The organism is Streptomyces eurythermus (assembly GCF_014649115.1).
GTDB classification, from domain to species: domain Bacteria; phylum Actinomycetota; class Actinomycetes; order Streptomycetales; family Streptomycetaceae; genus Streptomyces; species Streptomyces eurythermus.
In genome coordinates this window covers 80,069-96,414 of record NZ_BMSK01000017.1, presented here as the reverse complement: position 1 = coordinate 96,414, position 16,346 = coordinate 80,069, and the positions used below count along the sequence as shown (strand labels likewise).

General features: G+C 72.4%; 17 protein-coding genes. 11 read left to right on the top strand and 6 right to left on the bottom strand.

What is annotated here, in order from left to right:
• The first annotated feature begins 66 nt into the window (after positions 1–66).
• From IE251_RS29515 to IE251_RS29505, 3 genes are read left to right on the top strand one after another with little or no spacing between them, the layout of a single operon-like run.
• The gene (locus IE251_RS29515; RefSeq protein WP_223283776.1) at positions 67–654 is read left to right on the top strand and encodes a DUF5998 family protein; all 588 of its coding nucleotides are present in this window, start codon (positions 67–69) and stop codon (positions 652–654) included.
• Positions 654–1,850 carry an alkaline phosphatase family protein gene (locus tag IE251_RS29510; RefSeq protein WP_189756045.1) on the top strand — a complete coding sequence of 399 codons (1,197 nt, stop codon included), beginning with the start codon at positions 654–656 and terminating at the stop codon, positions 1,848–1,850. Before IE251_RS29515 ends, IE251_RS29510 begins: the two co-directional genes overlap by 1 nt.
• Before the next feature lie 55 nt (positions 1,851–1,905).
• Positions 1,906–2,556 (top strand): thymidine kinase, encoded by a 651-nt coding sequence (locus IE251_RS29505; protein ID WP_189756044.1) that lies wholly within the window; start codon positions 1,906–1,908, stop codon positions 2,554–2,556.
• A 41-nt stretch (positions 2,557–2,597) separates the two neighbouring features.
• Here IE251_RS29505 and IE251_RS29500 read toward each other — a convergent pair whose 3' ends face one another.
• Positions 2,598–3,389 carry a VOC family protein gene (locus tag IE251_RS29500; RefSeq protein WP_189756043.1) on the bottom strand — a complete coding sequence of 264 codons (792 nt, stop codon included), beginning with the start codon at positions 3,387–3,389 and terminating at the stop codon, positions 2,598–2,600.
• A gap of 313 nt (positions 3,390–3,702) precedes the next feature.
• Here IE251_RS29500 and IE251_RS29495 point away from each other — a divergent pair, with 313 nt between their 5' ends.
• Positions 3,703–4,554, top strand: coding sequence for a sulfurtransferase (locus IE251_RS29495; protein ID WP_189756042.1), 852 nt, complete (start codon positions 3,703–3,705; stop codon positions 4,552–4,554).
• Between the two features lie 71 nt (positions 4,555–4,625).
• On the opposite strand, the gene sepH is transcribed toward IE251_RS29495, so the two are convergent.
• Complete coding sequence (gene sepH / locus IE251_RS29490; protein WP_189756041.1) at positions 4,626–5,666, bottom strand: septation protein SepH; 1,041 nt, start codon at positions 5,664–5,666, stop codon at positions 4,626–4,628.
• Positions 5,667–6,145: 479 nt separating this feature from the next.
• On the opposite strand from sepH, the gene IE251_RS29485 reads away from it, so the two are divergent.
• The gene (locus IE251_RS29485; RefSeq protein ID WP_189756040.1) at positions 6,146–6,904 is read left to right on the top strand and encodes a hypothetical protein; all 759 of its coding nucleotides are present in this window, start codon (positions 6,146–6,148) and stop codon (positions 6,902–6,904) included.
• Here the strand turns inward: IE251_RS29485 and IE251_RS29480 are convergent.
• Both IE251_RS29480 and IE251_RS29475 read right to left on the bottom strand, forming a co-directional pair.
• A complete protein-coding gene (locus IE251_RS29480) occupies positions 6,828–8,147 on the bottom strand; it encodes a D-arabinono-1,4-lactone oxidase (RefSeq protein ID WP_189756039.1) in 1,320 nt (439 codons plus the stop codon). The genes IE251_RS29485 and IE251_RS29480 overlap by 77 nt on opposite strands.
• Positions 8,107–9,345: an MFS transporter gene (locus IE251_RS29475; RefSeq protein WP_189756038.1), complete on the bottom strand. Its 1,239-nt coding sequence runs from the start codon at positions 9,343–9,345 to the stop codon at positions 8,107–8,109. The genes IE251_RS29480 and IE251_RS29475 overlap by 41 nt, the downstream gene beginning before the upstream one ends.
• A gap of 221 nt (positions 9,346–9,566) precedes the next feature.
• On the opposite strand from IE251_RS29475, the gene IE251_RS29470 reads away from it, so the two are divergent.
• Positions 9,567–10,694: a ferrochelatase gene (locus IE251_RS29470; protein WP_189756037.1), complete on the top strand. Its 1,128-nt coding sequence runs from the start codon at positions 9,567–9,569 to the stop codon at positions 10,692–10,694.
• A gap of 8 nt (positions 10,695–10,702) precedes the next feature.
• Positions 10,703–11,518 carry an inositol monophosphatase family protein gene (locus IE251_RS29465; RefSeq protein ID WP_189756036.1) on the top strand — a complete coding sequence of 272 codons (816 nt, stop codon included), beginning with the start codon at positions 10,703–10,705 and terminating at the stop codon, positions 11,516–11,518.
• A 187-nt stretch (positions 11,519–11,705) separates the two neighbouring features.
• Here IE251_RS29465 and IE251_RS29460 read toward each other — a convergent pair whose 3' ends face one another.
• A complete protein-coding gene (locus tag IE251_RS29460; protein ID WP_167345744.1) occupies positions 11,706–11,879 on the bottom strand; it encodes a hypothetical protein in 174 nt (57 codons plus the stop codon).
• 414 nt (positions 11,880–12,293) lie between these two features.
• Between IE251_RS29460 and IE251_RS29455 the strand changes: the two genes are divergently transcribed.
• From IE251_RS29455 to IE251_RS29440, 4 genes are all read left to right on the top strand, one after another.
• Positions 12,294–12,947 (top strand): response regulator transcription factor, encoded by a 654-nt coding sequence (locus tag IE251_RS29455; protein ID WP_007387794.1) that lies wholly within the window; start codon positions 12,294–12,296, stop codon positions 12,945–12,947.
• 5 nt (positions 12,948–12,952) lie between these two features.
• Entirely contained in the window at positions 12,953–14,209 is a 1,257-nt protein-coding gene (locus IE251_RS29450) for a sensor histidine kinase (protein ID WP_189756035.1), read from the top strand.
• 393 nt (positions 14,210–14,602) lie between these two features.
• Positions 14,603–14,899, top strand: coding sequence for a DUF4193 domain-containing protein (locus tag IE251_RS29445; protein ID WP_005481602.1), 297 nt, complete (start codon positions 14,603–14,605; stop codon positions 14,897–14,899).
• A 13-nt stretch (positions 14,900–14,912) separates the two neighbouring features.
• Positions 14,913–15,827 carry a hypothetical protein gene (locus IE251_RS29440; RefSeq protein ID WP_189756034.1) on the top strand — a complete coding sequence of 305 codons (915 nt, stop codon included), beginning with the start codon at positions 14,913–14,915 and terminating at the stop codon, positions 15,825–15,827.
• 20 nt (positions 15,828–15,847) lie between these two features.
• Here the strand turns inward: IE251_RS29440 and IE251_RS29435 are convergent, their stop codons facing one another.
• On the bottom strand, positions 15,848–16,312 hold the full coding sequence (locus tag IE251_RS29435; protein WP_189756033.1) for a DUF3093 domain-containing protein: 465 nt from the start codon (positions 16,310–16,312) through the stop codon (positions 15,848–15,850).
• Positions 16,313–16,346 lie beyond the last annotated feature (34 nt).

The window sequence follows — 16,346 nt, the reverse complement described above, 5'->3', positions numbered from 1 at the left end:
CCACACCCGCCCCCGGTCCGTCCGACTGGCCCGGAGTGCCCCTGCCCACGGATTAGGATGGACGCCATGGCCAAGACCAGTACGACGACCCAGGGGCTGCGCGCGGCGATCGAGCGCAGCGGCTACTACCCGGCCCTCGTGGCCGAGGCGGTGGAGGCCGCTGTGGGCGGCGAGCCCGTCCGGTCGTACCTGGTCCACCAGGAGACGACGTTCGACCAGAACGAGGTCCGCCGGCACGTCACCGTGCTGGTCCTCACCGGCAACCGCTTCATCGTCAGCCACACCGACGAGCAGGCCGCCGACAGCACCTCCCCGACGCCGTACGCCACCACCTCCACCGAGTCCGTGAAGCTCGACCGGATCTCGTCGGTCGTGGTCAGCCGGGTCGTCGCCAACCCCGAGCAGTACACGCCGGGCACGCTGCCCCGCGAGGTGGTGCTGACCATCGGCTGGGGCGCGGTCAACCGCATCGACCTGGAGCCCGCCGCCTGCGGCGACCCCAACTGCGACGCCGACCACGGCTACACGGGCAGCTCCACGGCGGACGACCTCAGCCTGCGTGTCAGCGAGGCCGGGGACGGCCCGGAGACGGTGCGCCAGGCGCTCGCCTTCGCGCAGGCCATCTCGGAGGCGACCGCGGACCTCACCCGCTGATGTCCCAGCTCTCCGCCTGGGACCACCCGGAGCCCCTCGCCCTGGACACCGCGCCGCTGCCCGAGTACGGCAGCGGCTCCCTCGCCGACCTGCTGCCCACCCTGGCCGCCGGCCTCGGCGTCCCCGGCCCGACCGCCACGATCGGCGAACTGACCCCCGCCGACCGGGTCTGCGTCTTCCTCGTCGACGGCCTGGGCTGGGAGCAGCTCGCCGCCCACCCGGACGAGGCCCCCTTCCTGACCTCGCTGCTCGGCAGCTCCCGCGGCGGCACCGGCCGCCCGCTCACCGCTGGCTACCCGGCGACCACCGCGACCTCCCTCGCCTCCGTCGGCACCGGCCTGCCGCCCGGTGCCCACGGTCTGCCCGGATACGCCGTGCGCAACCCGGCCACCGGCGAGCTGATGAACCAGCTCCGCTGGCAGCCGTACACCGAACCGGGCGCCTGGCAGCCGTACCCCACCGTCTTCCAGCTGGCCCACCAGGCCGGGGTGCACACCGCCCAGGTGACCTCGCCCGCCTTCGAGCACACCCCGCTCACCAAGGTCGCGCTCAGCGGCGGCACCTTCCACGGGCGGCTCACCGGCGAGGAGCGCATGGACCTCGCGGCCGAGCAACTGGCCGCCGGCGACCGCTCGCTGGTGTACACGTACTACGCCGAACTGGACGGCTCCGGGCACCGCTACGGCATCGCCTCCGACACCTGGCGCGGCCAGCTGATGTACGTCGACCGGCTCGCCCAGCGGCTGGCCGAGCAGCTGCCCCCGCGCAGCGCCCTGTACGTCACCGCCGACCACGGCATGGTCGACGTGCCGTTCGACGAGCGGCACCGCATCGACTTCGACGAGGACTGGGAGCTGCGGGCCGGTGTCGCGCTGCTGGGCGGCGAGGGCCGGGCCCGGCACGTGTACGCGGTGCCGGGCGCCGAGAACGACGTGCTGGCCGTGTGGCGCGAGGTGCTCGGCGAGCAGTTCTGGGTGGCCTCGCGGGACGAGGCGATCGCGGCCGGCTGGTTCGGGCGGCCCGGTGAATGCGACGAGCGCGTGTACCCGCGGATCGGGGACGTGATCGCCGCCGCGCACGACGACGTGCTGATCATCGCCTCCGAGCGGGAGCCCAAGGAGTCGGCGCTGGTCGGCAACCACGGCTCGATGACCCCGGCGGAACAGCTCGTTCCGCTGCTCGAAGTACGTTCCTGACCTGACCTTCCCCCCTCCCTTTTCACCGATTTCGCCGAAAGGTGCTCAACCCCTCATGCCCGAGCTGGTGTTCTTCTCCGGAACGATGGACTGCGGGAAGTCGACGCTGGCTCTGCAGATCGAGCACAACCGGTCCGCGCGCGGCCTGGCGGGCGTGATCTTCACCCGGAACGACCGCGCGGGCGAGGGCAAGCTGTCCTCCCGGCTGGGCCTGGTCACCGAGGCGGTGGAGGCCGAGGACGGCAAGGACCTGTACGCGTACCTCGTGGACCACCTCACCCAGGGCGGCCGGGCCGACTATGTGATCGCGGACGAGGCGCAGTTCCTGGCGCCCGAGCAGATCGACCAGCTCGCGCGCGTGGTGGACGATCTCGGCCTGGACGTCTTCGCCTTCGGCATCACCACCGACTTCCGCTCCAAGCTGTTCCCCGGCTCGCAGCGGCTGGTGGAGCTGGCCGACCGGATCGAGGTGCTCCAGGTCGAGGCGCTGTGCTGGTGCGGTGCCCGGGCCACGCACAACGCCCGCACGATAGACGGCGAGATGGTGGTCGAGGGCGCCCAGGTGGTCGTCGGCGACGTCAACCAGTCCGCGGGCGAGGTCGGCTACGAGGTGCTGTGCCGTCGGCACCACCGGCGCCGGATGACCGCCGCGACGGCCCGCGCGGCGGCCCTGTCCCCGGACGTACTGCCCGTCTCGCCCTCCTGAGGGCTCGGCCCGGCCGCTGGATCACCGGCCCCCTTGAGGGCTCAGTGCGGACCCTGGATCACCGAGAACTCGGCGCCCTCCGGGTCCGCCACCGTCGCCACCCGTCCGTGCGGCCCGTCGTACGCCGGTGCGAGGACCCGGCCGCCCAGCTCCGCCACCCGGCGCAGCGTCGCGTCGAGGTCGGCGACCTCGAAGTACGTCCGCCAGTGCGGTCCCCGGTCCGGGGGCAGGCCGTGGCCCACGCCGTGCAGCCCGGCCACCGGACGGCCGTCCAGACGCAGGGTCAGACAGTCGTCACCGGCGGAGACCACCGGCTCCTCCTCGTACGGAAAAACGCTTTTGTAGAACTTCGTGACGCTTTCCGTCTCGAAGGTGAGCAGTTCGTTCCACACGGGGGTGCCCGGCACGCCGGTCAGGGCCGTGCCGGGGTGCGCGACGCCCTCCCAGATCCCGAACACCGCCCCGGAGGGATCGGCGGCGATCGCCATCCGCCCGGCCTCGGCGGCGTCCAGCGGGCCGACGGCCACCGTGCCGCCGCACAGCCGTACCGTGTCGGCGGTCCGGTCCGCGTCGTCCGAGGCGAGGTACGGGGTCCAGGCGACCGGCAGCCGGCGGTCCGTCGGCAGCCGGCCCACGCCCGCCACCTCCCGCCCGTCGAGCAGCGCCCGCACATACGGGCCGAGCTGCTGCGGGCCGGGCCGGAACTCCCAGCCGAACAGCTCGCCGTAGAACTCCTCGGTGGCGTCCAGCCCGTGCACCATCAGGCTCACCCAGCAGGGTGTGCCGGGCAGGCGCCGCGCGTGCGGACCGGCCGGCTCCCGTGCCTCGGTCATCGATCACTCTCTCCCCGGCCCCTCGCGGTGGCCGTGTCGCTTCCGCTCCCCGGAAGGGTGTCCGCGCCGTCGGCGCGCACGCCCGTGCCGGTCCCCGCATCCTCCGGGTGCCGCGGGGCCGTACCGCGCCGCTCGCCGTACCTACGAGAGGATGCCCGATCCGCCGCCTTCCGCCGCATCCGCGATGGCCGACGGTGTCCGTCAGTGGTACACCATGTGCTCGATCCCGTACGGACCGTGATCGAGCCTGTCCGGCCGAGCAGAGTAGCCGGACCTGGACGCCGCGGCCACCCCTGGCGTATGGATGGACCCCATGACAGCCATCATCACCGCATCCGAACTCCTGCCCGCGCTCACCGGCGGCAATCCGCCCGTCCTGCTGGACGTGCGCTGGCAGCTGAGTCTGGCCAAGGCGGCCGGCGCGCCCGCCTTCGACGGCCGGGCCGAGTACGCGGCCGGACACATCCCGGGCGCGGTCTTCGTCGACCTGGACCGGGAGCTGGCCGGGGCGCCGGGCGCGGCGGGCCGGCATCCGCTGCCCGACCTCGCGGAGTTCGGTGCCGCGATGCGCCGCGCGGGCGTGTCGGCCGGCCGGCGGGTCGTCGTGTACGACGGCGGGCAGGGCTGGGCGGCGGCGCGCGCGTGGTGGCTGCTGCGCTGGACGGGTCACCCGGACGTGCGGGTCCTCGACGGCGGGTTGCCGTCCTGGCGGGGTGAGCTGTCCACCGAGGTGCCGGTCCCGGCCGAGGGCGACTTCACGCCGGCGCCGGCGGCCGGGGGGCTGCTGGACGCGGACGGGGCCGCCGGGCTGGCCCGCACGGGTGTGCTGCTGGACGCCCGCGCGGGGGAGCGGTACCGCGGTGAGGTGGAGCCGGTCGACCGGGTCGGCGGGCACATCCCGGGCGCGGTGTCGGCGCCCACGACGGAGAACGTGGGTCCCGACGGCCGTTTCCTGCCCGCGGCGGAGCTGAGGGACCGCTTCAAGGCCCTGGGGGTGTCCGGGGACACCGAGGTGGGCGTGTACTGCGGTTCGGGCGTCTCCGGCGCCCACGAGGTGCTCGCGCTGGCGGTGGCGGGCATCCCGGCGGCCCTGTACGTCGGCTCCTGGTCGGAGTGGTCCTCGGACCCGTCGCGTCCGGTGGCGGTGGGGGCGGACCCGCGGTAGCGCCAGGGCCGGAAACCGGCGAAAAGAGGGGCACGCACGCGTGCCCCTCTTTTTCCGACTGCGTCGGCTGCCTACTCCTGCTTCTTGCGGCGGGTGCCGAACACGATCTCGTCCCAGCTCGGCACGGCGGCGCGGCGGCCGGGGCGGACGCCGTCGGCCTCGGCCTGGCGGTCGGTCGCGCCGACGAGCCGGTCACGGTGGCTGCCGACGGAGCGTGGCATGAGGACGTCCGCGTAGGCGGAGCCGGCCGAGGCGGCGGGCGCCGGCGGCTCCTCGGCGGCGGGTTCGTCGCCGGGCTCCTCCGTGGAGTCCGACGGGCGCTCCGGGACGACGAGGTCGCCCCGGAAGCTCGGCACGGCCTCCAGCAGGCTGGTCAGCGAGTCGCGCTCGCCCGTGCTCTCCTCGGCCGGCTCCGGCGGTTGCGCGGACAGGCCGGGCCGCTCCCGGTCCACCCGTTCGAGCGCACGGTCCATCGAGCGTTCGCGGGGCAGCCGGGCGATCCGGGGGACGAACGGGAAGCTCGGCTCGGGCGCGGCGAGGTCGTCGGACTCACCGATCAGCGAGCGCGCCTCGTCGTCGACGGCCTGGACGAGCCGCCGGGGCGGGTCGTACGTCCAGCTCGCCGAGTGCGGTTCGCCCGCGACCCGGTAGACGAGGAGCACCTCCCAGGTGCCGTCGTCGCGGCGCCAGGAGTCCCACTGCACGGTGTCCTTGTCGGCGCCGCGCAGCAGCAGCCGTTCCTGCACGGCCTCGCCGAGCAGCGGGCCGGAGTTCTCGCCGGGGCGGCGGACGGGGGTCTTGCGGGCGCGCTCGGCCATGAAGGCGCGCTCGGCCAGCACGGGCCCCTCGAAGCGACGCACCCGGTCGACGGGGATGCCGGCGAGCTGTGCGACCTCTTCCGCGGTGGCCCCGGCTCGTATCCGGGCCTGGATGTCCCGCGGGCGCAGATGACTCTCGACCTCGATCTCGATCTGGCCGAGACGCGGCCGGTCGCCGCGCACGGCGGCGCGCAGCCGTTCGTCGATCGGAAGTGTGTACTCCGTGGAGTCGGCAGCCTTCAGCACCAGCCGTGTGCCGTCATTCGAGACGGCCACGACACGCAGTTCGGGCATGGGGACCTCCCGGGTGGTGCCTGCCGACGTCACGTGCGTCGCTGCTTCCGCTAGTCGAGTGTGGCCTGCCCGGGTGCAGCCTGCCACAACCTTGCCGAGTTGCCCGGCGTGTCGGGCGCGGGCCCGGGACCGCCGTTATGGCACGGTTACCTGTTCGCCACGCTAAGTGACCAACTCTGTCACCCTGTGCAACTAGTCCCCTCCCGGTGATCCAGCGGGGCCGCGGACCTCCTGGTGGGAGACCGGACCCAGGGCTCGCAACAGTACTCCATTCGGGCCACGTGCGTGGATTGGCGCGCTGGCCAACTTCTCGCAAGGGGTACGACTTGGCCGTTCGCAACCGGTTTTGTCGATCATGACGTGGTGAACTTCACGCAATCGCCAGAAACGGAACTAATGGTTTCGTCCATACGTCCCCTTCTCGTGCAGTCGGTCGGTCAATGTCGATCAAGTACGGGAAAGGAAGGCAAGTTCCGGGTATGCGTGAGACACCCGATACGGGGCGCAAGCGGATCGATCTGAACGTCCCCCAGGTGGCGGGCGGCGCCCTGGCGGCGGTCGTGGCGGCCAAACTGGCTTCGTATTTCGGGGTGTACGGCACGATCCTCGGCGCCGGTGTGGTCAGCGTCCTCGCCACCTGCGGCGGAACGGTCCTCCAGCACTTCTTCAAGCGGACCGGGGAACAGCTGAGGGAGAAGGCGGTGGTGGCGGCCCGGCCCCGGGAGCGGACGGTGCCGGCCCCGGGGGAGTTCACCGAGGGCACCGTCTACCGCGCGCGGGTGAAGAGCTGGCGCCGCCCGCTGGTCGCCGCCGCCCTCGTCTTCGGCGTCACGATGGCCGGTATCACGGCGTACGAACTGATCTCCGGCAACAGCTTCAGCGGCGGCAAGGGCACGACCGTGAGCGACGCCGTCACCGGCCGGAACTCCTCCGGCGCCCGCTCCGACCACACGCCGGCCCCGTCGGACACGCCCTCCCCCCGGCGCACCCCAGCGGACGGCGGTGACACGTCCCGCAGCGTGTCCCCGACGCCCGGCGGCTCCCCGGGCGGCGAGCCGGGTGACGGCTCCGGCGGGACCCCGAGCGGCACCCCGGCCACCCCGTCGGCCCCCGCCACCCCGAGCCCCACACCCAGCGCGCCCGGTGCGTCCGCCACGGCGCCTACGCCCCCAGGACCCTCCGCAGATAGTCGTTCTGGAACAGCCGGTCCGGGTCGAGACGGTTCCGCAACGCCGTGAACTCGCCGAAACGCGGATACACCCGGGAGAAGTACTCGGCGTCCCGGGTGTGCACCTTTCCCCAGTGCGGCCGCCCCTCGTGCGCGGTGAAGATGCGCTCGGCGGCCGTGAAGTACGCCTGGTACGGCGTGCCCCGGAACATGTGCACGGCGATGTAGGCGCTGTCCCGGCCGGAGGCGGTGGACAGGGTGATGTCGTCGGCCGGGGCGGTGCGCACCTCCACCGGGAAGCTGATCCGCAGCCCCGAGCGGTCGACCATGGTCCGCAGCTCGCGCAGGGTCTCCACCACGGCGGCGCGCGGGACGGCGTACTCCATCTCCACGAAGCGCACCCGGCGCGGCGAGGTGAACACCTTGTAGGGGATATCGGTGTACGTCCGCGCGGACAGGGCCCTGCTGGAGATCCGGGCGATGGCCGGGACGGCGGCCGGCGCGGCCCGGCCGGCCCACTGGGCCACCTGGAACACGCCGTTGGACAGGAACTCGTCCTCGAACCAGGCGGCCGCCTGTCCCACCGGCCGCCGGGGACCCGCGCTGCGGTTGTTGCGCTTGGTGGTGGTGTTCCCGGTGTGCGGGAACCAGTAGAACTCGAAGTGCTCGTTCTCCGCCCACAGCTGGTCGAACTCCGACAGGACCCGCTCCAGCGGCATCGGTTCCTCGCGCGCCGTGAGCAGGAAGAGGGGCTCGACGGCGAACGTGATCGCGGTGACGACGCCCAGCGCGCCGAGGCCGATCCGGGCGGCGGCGAAAACCTCGGGGTTCTCGCGCTCGGAGCAGGTGAGGACGGATCCGTCGGCCGTGACGAGTTCCAGCCCCTTGATCTGGGCGGCGATGGAGCCGGAGGTGCGGCCCGTGCCGTGGGTGCCGGTGCTGGTGGCTCCGGAGACGGTCTGCTCCATGATGTCGCCCATATTGGTGAGCGACAGACCCTCGCGCGCGAGGGCGGCATTGAGTCTCTTGAGCGGGGTGCCCGCCTCCACCGTGACCGTCATGGCTTGCCGGTCAATGGTGCGTACACCCGTCAACAGTTGAGGGCGGATCAGGACACCGTCGGTGGCGGCGATCGAGGTGAAGGAGTGCCCGGTGCCGACCGCCTTCACCTTCAGGCCGTCCTCCCGGGCCCGGCGCACCGCCGCGGCCAGTTCCTCCACCGACGCCGGCGCGACCTGCCTGACGGGCCGCGCGGTGACGTTGCCGCCCCAGTTACGCCAGGTTCCGTACGTCCCGCTCGCTGTGCTGCTCAACGGTGCCTCCCCGCCCCGCCGCCGGCCTGCGCAGCCGGCGGTACCCGAGGAAACCGACCACGACCGCGACGGCCCCGGACACGGCCGGAACCCCGTACCCGGCCCGCGCCCCGGCCGCGTCGATCGCCCAGCCGGCCGCGGACGAGCCGAGCGCGACACCGACCGCCAGGCCGGTGCTCACCCAGGTCATGCCCTCGGTGAGCCGCGCGCGAGGTACGTGCTCCTCGATGAGGGACATCGTCGTGATCATCGTCGGCGCGATGGACAGCCCCGCAACGAACAGCGCCACGGCCAGAAGCGGCAGGTTTCCGACCAGTAGGAGGGGGATCATACTCACGGCCATCGCCGCCACGCCCAGCAGCCAGCGGCGTTCCGGCGCCCCGCCGAAGCGCATCAGCCCGAAGACCACGCCGGCCACGCAGGAACCGGCCGCGTACAGCGCGAGGACGAGGCTCGCGGCGCCCTTGTGGCCGCGCTCGTCGGCGAAGGCGACGGTGACCACGTCCACCGCGCCGAAGATCGATCCGGTCGCGACGAAGGTGGCCACCAGCACCCGCAGCCCCACCGAGCGCAGCGCGCTGCCGCCGCCGTGCCGCTCGTCCGGGTGCGGCACCGGTTCGGTGGCCTGCTGGGCGGTCAGCCAGAAGACGCCGGCCGCGAGGAAACAGGCGGCCAGCAGCGGGCCCGCCTCCGGGAACCAGGCCGTGGACAGGCCGATGGAGACGATCGGCCCGAAGATGAAGCAGACCTCGTCCACCACCGACTCGAAGGAGTACGCGGTGTGGAGCTGGGGCGTGCCCCGGTACAGCGCGGCCCAGCGGGCCCGGATCATCGCGCCCAGGCTCGGCACCGAGCCGGTCCCGGCGGCGCAGACGAACAGCACCCAGTCCGGCCACCGGAGCCGGACGGCGAGCAGTAGTCCGGCCGCCGCGGTCAGGGCCACCAGGGTCGCCGGGCGCAGCACGCGGCGCTGTCCGTGGCGGTCCACCAGCCGGGAGACGCGCGGGCCGATGGCGGCGGCGGACAGCGCGAGGGTGGCCGACAGGGCGCCCGCGAGGCCGTAGCGCCCGGTGACCTGGGAGACCATCGTGACCACGCCGACGCCCATCATCGACAGCGGCATCCGGCCGAGGAATCCGGCGGCGGAGAAGGCCCTGCTGCCGGGTGCGGCGAACAAGGCTCTGTAGGGGCTGGGCACGGGGTCTCCGGAAGCGGTTCGGTAAGGCGCGAATAGTGCCGGTACAGATTACAAGTAAGGGCAACCTAAGTGAACCCGTGCCGACGGCCCGGAATGCGCCAATATGGGCCGTGCGGACAAAAAGTCGGTAGTCGTGCGGACAAAAGGCGACCAATGCTCCCGAACCCGACTCCCCGCACCGCTGTTTCCCCGCTGTCAGTGCCGGGTGGCAGGATCGACCCATGCCAGACGCGCTCGATGCCACCCCGTACGACGCCCTGCTCCTGCTCTCCTTCGGCGGCCCCGAAGGCCCGGACGACGTGGTCCCGTTCCTGGAGAACGTCACGCGCGGGCGCGGCATCCCCAAGGAACGCCTCAAGGAAGTGGGGCAGCACTACTTCCTCTTCGGCGGGGTCAGCCCCATCAACGACCAGAACCGCGCCCTGCTCCAAGCCCTGCGCGAGGACTTCGCCGCACACGGTCTGGACCTGCCCGTCTACTGGGGCAACCGCAACTGGGCGCCGTATCTGACCGACACCCTGCGGGAGATGGCCGCCGACGGCCACCGCCGCATCCTGGTCCTGGCCACCAGCGCCTACGCCTCCTACTCGGGCTGCCGCCAGTACCGCGAGAACCTCGCCGACGCGCTGGCCACCCTCCAGGCCGAGGGCGTGCAAGCGCCGGCCGTGGACAAGCTGCGGCACTACTTCAACCACCCCGGCTTCGTCGAGCCCATGATCGACGGCGTGCTGCGCGCCCTGGCCGACCTGCCCGAGGACGTCCGCGCGGGGGCCCACATCGCCTTCACCACCCACTCCATCCCGACCGCCGCCGCCGACACCTCGGGCCCCGCCGAGTCCCACGGCGACGGCGGCGCCTACGTGGCGCAGCACCTGGACGTGGCCCGGCTGATCGCCGACGCCGTCCGCGAGCGCACCGGCGTCGACCACCCCTGGCAGCTCGTCTACCAGTCCCGCTCCGGCGCCCCGCACATCCCGTGGCTGGAGCCCGACATCTGCGACCACCTCGAGGAACGGCACGCGGCCGGCGTCCCGGCCGTCGTCATGGCCCCCATCGGCTTCGTCTCCGACCACATGGAGGTCCTGTACGACCTCGACACCGAGGCGAAGGCCAAGGCCGAGGAGCTGGGCCTGCCGGTGCGCCGCTCGGCGACCGTGGGCGCCGACCCGCGATTCGCCGCCGCCGTCCGCGAGCTGATCCTGGAGCGGGCCGCCGTGGAGCGCGGCCGGGAGGTCACCCCCTGCGCCCTGGGCGCCCTCGGCCCCAGCCACGACGTCTGCCCGGTCGGCTGCTGCCCGGCCCGTGCCCCGCGCCCCGCCGCCGCGGGCGCCGACAGCCCCTACGCGTGAGGAGAGCCGTGACCGACCCCCTGCACCAGGACCTGCTGGCACTGGCCCGCGAGGCCGCCCGCCGGGCCGGCGAACTGCTGCGCGACGGCCGCCCGAGCGACCTGGCCGTGGCCAGGACGAAGTCCAGCAACGTGGACGTCGTCACCGAGATGGACATCGCGGCCGAGAAGCTGATCACCGATCTGATCTCCGGCCGGCGCCCCGACGACGGCTTCCTCGGCGAGGAGGGGGCCTCGGCCGAGGGCACGAGCGGCGTCCGCTGGGTGATCGACCCGCTGGACGGCACGGTGAACTATCTGTACGGGCTGCCGACCTGGGCGGTGTCCATCGCCGCCGAGCAGGACGGGGAGACCGTCGTCGGGGTCGTCGCGGCGCCGATGCGCGGCGAGACGTACCACGCGGTGCGCGGCGGCGGCGCGTGGGCCACGGGCGCGTGGGAGGGCGAGCGGGCGCTCGCCTGCCGGCCCGCGCCCCCGCTGGACCAGGCGCTGGTCTCCACCGGTTTCAACTACGTCGCCGAGGTCCGCGCCCACCAGGCCGGACTGGCCGCCCGGCTGATCCCGCTGGTGCGGGACATCCGGCGCGGCGGCTCGGCGGCGGTCGACCTGTGCGACGTGGCCTGCGGCCGGCTCGACGGGTACTACGAGCGGGGCCTGCACCCGTGGGACTTCGCGGCCGGGGACCTCATCGCCCGGGAGGCCGGCGCGCTGACCGGCGGACGGCCCGGAGAGCGGCCCTCACGGGAACTGACGGTCGCGGGTGCCCCGGGCGTCTTCGAACCGCTCCAGCGGCTGCTGGAGGACTTCGGGGCCTGGCACGACTGACCGGGGCGGAGACTTGGCCCGATCCGGTCCGAGGCTTGGCCCGATCGACCCGGTCCGGGACTGGGCCCGATCGACCCGGTCCGGGATTCGGCCCGATCGACTTGATCGGGGCCCGGCCCGCCGGCGGCCGCACGCGAAGGGACCCCGGCGCTGGATTCGCCGGGGTCCCTCGTCGCGCTCGGGTCGATCAGACGCGTGACGCGCCGACCTCCACACCGTGTTCGGCGGCGAGGCGTCGCAGGTCGTCGAGTTCCGCCTGCTCCACTTCGACAAGGAAGTCGTCGCCCTCGTCACGAGCCCGCGAAAGGTCGGACTCGGTCGCCCTTATGCGCTGCAGAAGTCCTGAGGTGAAAGCGTCCATGCTGCGCCCCCTCGTCCTGGGTCGTGGGTCGGTGGCACGGGGGTGTGCCGTATGGAAGGGGCGATCACGGCTCTCGCGGGTGCCCAGCGCTGCCCGGCCGGGCGGCGACGGTGCCGGACACCCACGCCCGCTCTGCGGAAGCGGAAGGCGGAGTGCCGCATGGTGCTGCGGCACATGCAGAGCGTGATCGCGGGGTGTAAAGCCGTCCTCCCCCCGCTCCCCTCCGGGGAAACCTAACCCCGGGAGAAATTCTCGTATTCCCGCCCCGCAACCCCTGTCTCTGCGGTCCCGAGAGCCGCCTTACAGCCGACTTATGGCCGAAAAGGGCAGGATGGGGCTCACACCCCAACGCACACCCCTGCCCGCACGCGCCCGCGGCGCGCCACGCGGGTGGACACAGGAAGGACAAGCGACGTGCGCGTACTCGTCGTCGAGGACGAGCAACTGCTCGCCGATGCGGTGGCCACCGGACTGCGCCGGGAGGCCATGGCCGTCGACGTCGTGTACGACGGTGCGGCCGCCCTGGAGCGCATCGGCGTCAACGACTACGACGTGGTCGTCCTCGACCGCGACCTCCCGCTCGTGCACGGCGACGACGTCTGCCGCAGGATCGTGGAGCTGGGCATGCCCACGCGCGTGCTGATGCTCACCGCCTCCGGTGACGTCAGCGACCGTGTCGAGGGCCTGGAGATCGGCGCCGACGACTATCTGCCCAAGCCGTTCGCGTTCAGCGAGCTGATCGCGCGCGTGCGGGCCCTCGGCCGCCGTACCAGCGTGCCCCTGCCGCCGGTCCTGGAGCGCGCCGGCATCAAGCTCGACCCCAACCGCCGCGAGGTCTTCCGCGACGGCAAGGAGGTCCAGCTGGCTCCCAAGGAGTTCGCGGTGCTGGAGGTGCTGATGCGCAGCGAGGGCGCGGTCGTCTCGGCGGAGCAGCTGCTGGAGAAGGCCTGGGACGAGAACACCGACCCGTTCACCAACGTGGTGCGGGTGACGGTGATGACCCTGCGCCGCAAGTTGGGCGAGCCGCCGGTCATCGTCACCGTCCCCGGCTCCGGCTACCGGATCTGATCCCGGTGGCCGCGACACCCGCGCCGCCCCAGGCGCCGCCGAAGCCCACCTGGGACCCCAGGAGGCCGCAGCCGCCCTTCCCGTGGCTGCGGCCCACGATCCGCATACGGCTGACGCTGCTGTACGGCGGCATGTTCCTGATCGCCGGCATCCTGCTGCTGTCGATCATCTATCTGCTGGCCGCGCAGGCGATCAGCACTGGCAACCAGCCGCTGTTCAAGATCGTGAGCGGTACGTCGATCCGGGTCGCCAGCGACAACTGTCCCGCGATCACCGCGATCAACACCGCCAGCCTGCCGCTGTCGGACTTCAACGAGGCGATCGCCCACTGCGTCGACCAGCAGCGCCAGGCGGCCCTGGACAACCTGCTCAGCCGGTCCCTGCTGGCCCTGCTGGGGCTGGCCGTGATCGCCTTCGCCTTCGGGTACGCGATGGCCGGCCGGGTGCTGTCCCCGCTCGGCCGGATCACCCGCACCGCCCGCCAGGTGGCCGGCTCGGACCTGTCCCGCCGCATCGAGCTGGACGGGCCCGACGACGAGCTGAAGGAGCTGGCGGACACCTTCGACGACATGCTGGAGCGGCTCCAGCGGGCCTTCACGGCGCAGCAGCGCTTCGTCGGGAACGCCTCGCACGAGCTGCGCACCCCGCTCGCGATCAACCGCACGCTCCTCGAAGTGCACCTGTCGGACCCGAACGCGCCGGTGGAGCTCCAGCAGCTCGGCAAGACGCTGCTGGCCACCAACGAGCGCAGCGAGCAGCTGGTCGAGGGGCTGCTGCTGCTGGCCCGCAGCGACAACCAGATCGTGGAGCGCAAACCGGTCGACCTGGCCGAGGTCGCCACGCAGGCCATCGACCAGGTGCACGCCGAGGCGGAGGCCAAGGGCGTGACCATCCGGGGCGAGCGCAAACCGGCGGTGGTCCAGGGCAACGGCGTCCTGCTGGAGCGGATCGCGCTGAACCTCGTGCAGAACGCGGTGCGCTACAACGTGCCCGACAAGGGCTGGGTCGAGGTGAACACCGAGGTCGAGCACGGGCAGGCGGTGCTGACGGTCTCCAACACCGGGCCGGTGGTGCCGGCGTACGAGATCGACAACCTCTTCGAGCCGTTCCGCCGGCTGCGCACCGAGCGCACGGGCAGCGACAAGGGTGTGGGCCTCGGCCTGTCCATCGTCCGGTCCGTGGCCCGGGCGCACGGCGGCCACATCCACGCCCGTCCCCGGGAGGGCGGCGGCCTGGAGATGCGTGTCACTCTGCCCATGTGACACGGAAGGACACACGCGGGTCGTGTTCGCTCTACGCGGAATTTTCCAGCCGCCGAACGGACGCTTCTCTGTGTGATCAGTCACATGGACGGATTTCCGGCCATGCACGGAGAGTGATCATGAAGCGGGCTGGAAAGCCGGGAATGTCCTGGTTTTCAAGGGCGTTGATCACGGGAAGTACACGGAGGGGCGCCTTTGAGGTGCGACATTGGGACCGTGTACGGTCCTCACCGCCATCCAAGCCGATCACTCCTGAGGGGTCGGATTGGGTGTCGATTGAGTAACAGACCTTGATGTGAGGCAAAATCTCCGCTTCAGGTCGGGCACAAGTCCGGCCTCTCACGCGTTACGTGCGCTGGAGAACACCGCAGACACCCAGAGGGGGAGAGCGATATGGCAACCGATTACGACACTCCACGCAAGACCGACGACGACGTCGACTCGGACAGTCTTGAAGAGCTGAAGGCCCGGAGGAACGACAAGTCCACCTCGGCGGTGGACGTCGACGAGTTCGAGGCCGCAGAGGGCCTGGAACTGCCCGGCGCGGACCTTTCGAACGAGGAACTGGCCGTCCGGGTCCTGCCCAAGCAGCAGGACGAGTTCACCTGCATGAGCTGCTTCCTGGTGCACCACCGCAGCCAGCTGGCCCGGGAGAAGAACGGTCAGCCGATCTGCCGCGACTGCGACTGAGGACGGGTCGGCCATGTCTGGCTCGACCCCTCCCCGGAAGCGCCGCTTCCCCCTGGGGAAAGCGGACCAAGGGCCGCTCGACGGCCCGCACGGCGCGCGTGACGACGAGCGGGGCTCACCCGGCGCGGGAGCCTCGCTCGGACCGGCGGAGGACCGGGACGGCCCCCCGGCGCCGCACCGGCACCCCGCGCCCGTCGCCCGGCGCCGGGCGACGGTGATCCGCGACAAGGCCCGGGACCTGGCCCGGGAAGGCGCCCGCAGGGGCGGCAGCCGGGCCCGTGCGGGCCTAGCCCACCTCGCGGACCGCGTCATCGACATCGCCCCGCGTATCCCCGTACGCGACCTCGCGACCCTGCGCCGCCAGTTCCCCGGCCTCGGCCCCGAGGAGCTGGCCGACAAGCTGGTGAAGGGCGCGGCGGCCGGCACCTCCACGGTCGGTGCCGGAATCGGGGCGGCGGCGATGCTGCCGGTACCCCCGGCCATGCCGACCGAACTGGCCGCGGAGATCACCGGGGTCGCCGCGATCGAGCTGAAGCTGATCGCCGAACTGCACGAGGTCTACGGCGCCCGCCCGCCCGGCGGCCTCAAGGACCGTACCGCCGCGTATCTGTCCTCCTGGTCGGGGGAGCGCGGCATCGACGTGACGAAGCCGTCGACGTACGACACGGCCCTCGGCGGCCGGATGAAGCGCGAACTGCGCCAGCGGATCATGAAGCGGATGGTCCGCAACCTGCCCAACCTGGCGCCGTTCCTGGTCGGGGCCGCGGTCGGGGCGGTGGTGAACCGCCGGGAGACCAGAAAGCTCGCCGACCGCGTCCGGGCGGACCTGCGCAAGACGGGGGTGCCCTGGGACGAGCTGCCGGAGCTGCCACCACTGGAGAAGCCGGAGAGACCGCTGGAACTGCCCGAGCTTCCCGAAGAGCCCTGACCGGGCGTCGGCCGGGTGTCCTAGGCGTGCGCCTTCCGTGCCGCGTTGATCGCCGCGGCGAGCTTCCGCGGCTCCCGCGTCGACAGGTACAGGTACGGCGTCGGGTCCTCGGGGTCGGTGACCTCCACGCGCAGCGCCGTCGGGATGTAGGCGCGCAGCAGCAGGAAGGCGCGGGTGTCCGCCTTGTACGTCCGCCAGGCGCGGGCCTCCTCGGCGTCCAGGATCTCCGTCGCGCCCAGCGCCGACACCGGCAGCCTGGCCTCGCCCGCGATCAGCGAGTCCCCCACGACCCGGATGCGCGGGGAACCGTAGGCGCTGGCCACCACGGCCGCCGCGGCCGTACCGCCGACCAGGCCGCCGAGCAGGGGCAGGGTGCCGAACGGCAGCAGGATCAGGGCGAGCGAGACGCCCACCAGGAGGCTGATCACCCACCACGAGCGGGGAGCCGTGAGACGTTCTTCGTAGGGGGTGGCGGAGAGCTGCATGAAACCTAGCTTGGCATGGGATCCGTACAGGGTG

What these genes read in the sequence shown, in the direction of transcription:
- IE251_RS29515 (WP_223283776.1), top strand. Translation starts at nt 67, where the DNA reads ATGGCCAAGACCAGTACGACGACCCAGGGGCTGCGCGCGGCGATCGAG.
- IE251_RS29510 (WP_189756045.1), top strand. Translation starts at nt 654, where the DNA reads ATGTCCCAGCTCTCCGCCTGGGACCACCCGGAGCCCCTCGCCCTGGAC.
- IE251_RS29505 (WP_189756044.1), top strand. Translation starts at nt 1,906, where the DNA reads ATGCCCGAGCTGGTGTTCTTCTCCGGAACGATGGACTGCGGGAAGTCG.
- IE251_RS29500 (WP_189756043.1), bottom strand. Translation starts at nt 3,389, where the DNA reads ATGACCGAGGCACGGGAGCCGGCCGGTCCGCACGCGCGGCGCCTGCCC.
- IE251_RS29495 (WP_189756042.1), top strand. Translation starts at nt 3,703, where the DNA reads ATGACAGCCATCATCACCGCATCCGAACTCCTGCCCGCGCTCACCGGC.
- sepH (WP_189756041.1), bottom strand. Translation starts at nt 5,666, where the DNA reads ATGCCCGAACTGCGTGTCGTGGCCGTCTCGAATGACGGCACACGGCTG.
- IE251_RS29485 (WP_189756040.1), top strand. Translation starts at nt 6,146, where the DNA reads ATGCGTGAGACACCCGATACGGGGCGCAAGCGGATCGATCTGAACGTC.
- IE251_RS29470 (WP_189756037.1), top strand. Translation starts at nt 9,567, where the DNA reads ATGCCAGACGCGCTCGATGCCACCCCGTACGACGCCCTGCTCCTGCTC.
- IE251_RS29460 (WP_167345744.1), bottom strand. Translation starts at nt 11,879, where the DNA reads ATGGACGCTTTCACCTCAGGACTTCTGCAGCGCATAAGGGCGACCGAG.
- IE251_RS29445 (WP_005481602.1), top strand. Translation starts at nt 14,603, where the DNA reads ATGGCAACCGATTACGACACTCCACGCAAGACCGACGACGACGTCGAC.
- IE251_RS29440 (WP_189756034.1), top strand. Translation starts at nt 14,913, where the DNA reads ATGTCTGGCTCGACCCCTCCCCGGAAGCGCCGCTTCCCCCTGGGGAAA.
- IE251_RS29435 (WP_189756033.1), bottom strand. Translation starts at nt 16,312, where the DNA reads ATGCAGCTCTCCGCCACCCCCTACGAAGAACGTCTCACGGCTCCCCGC.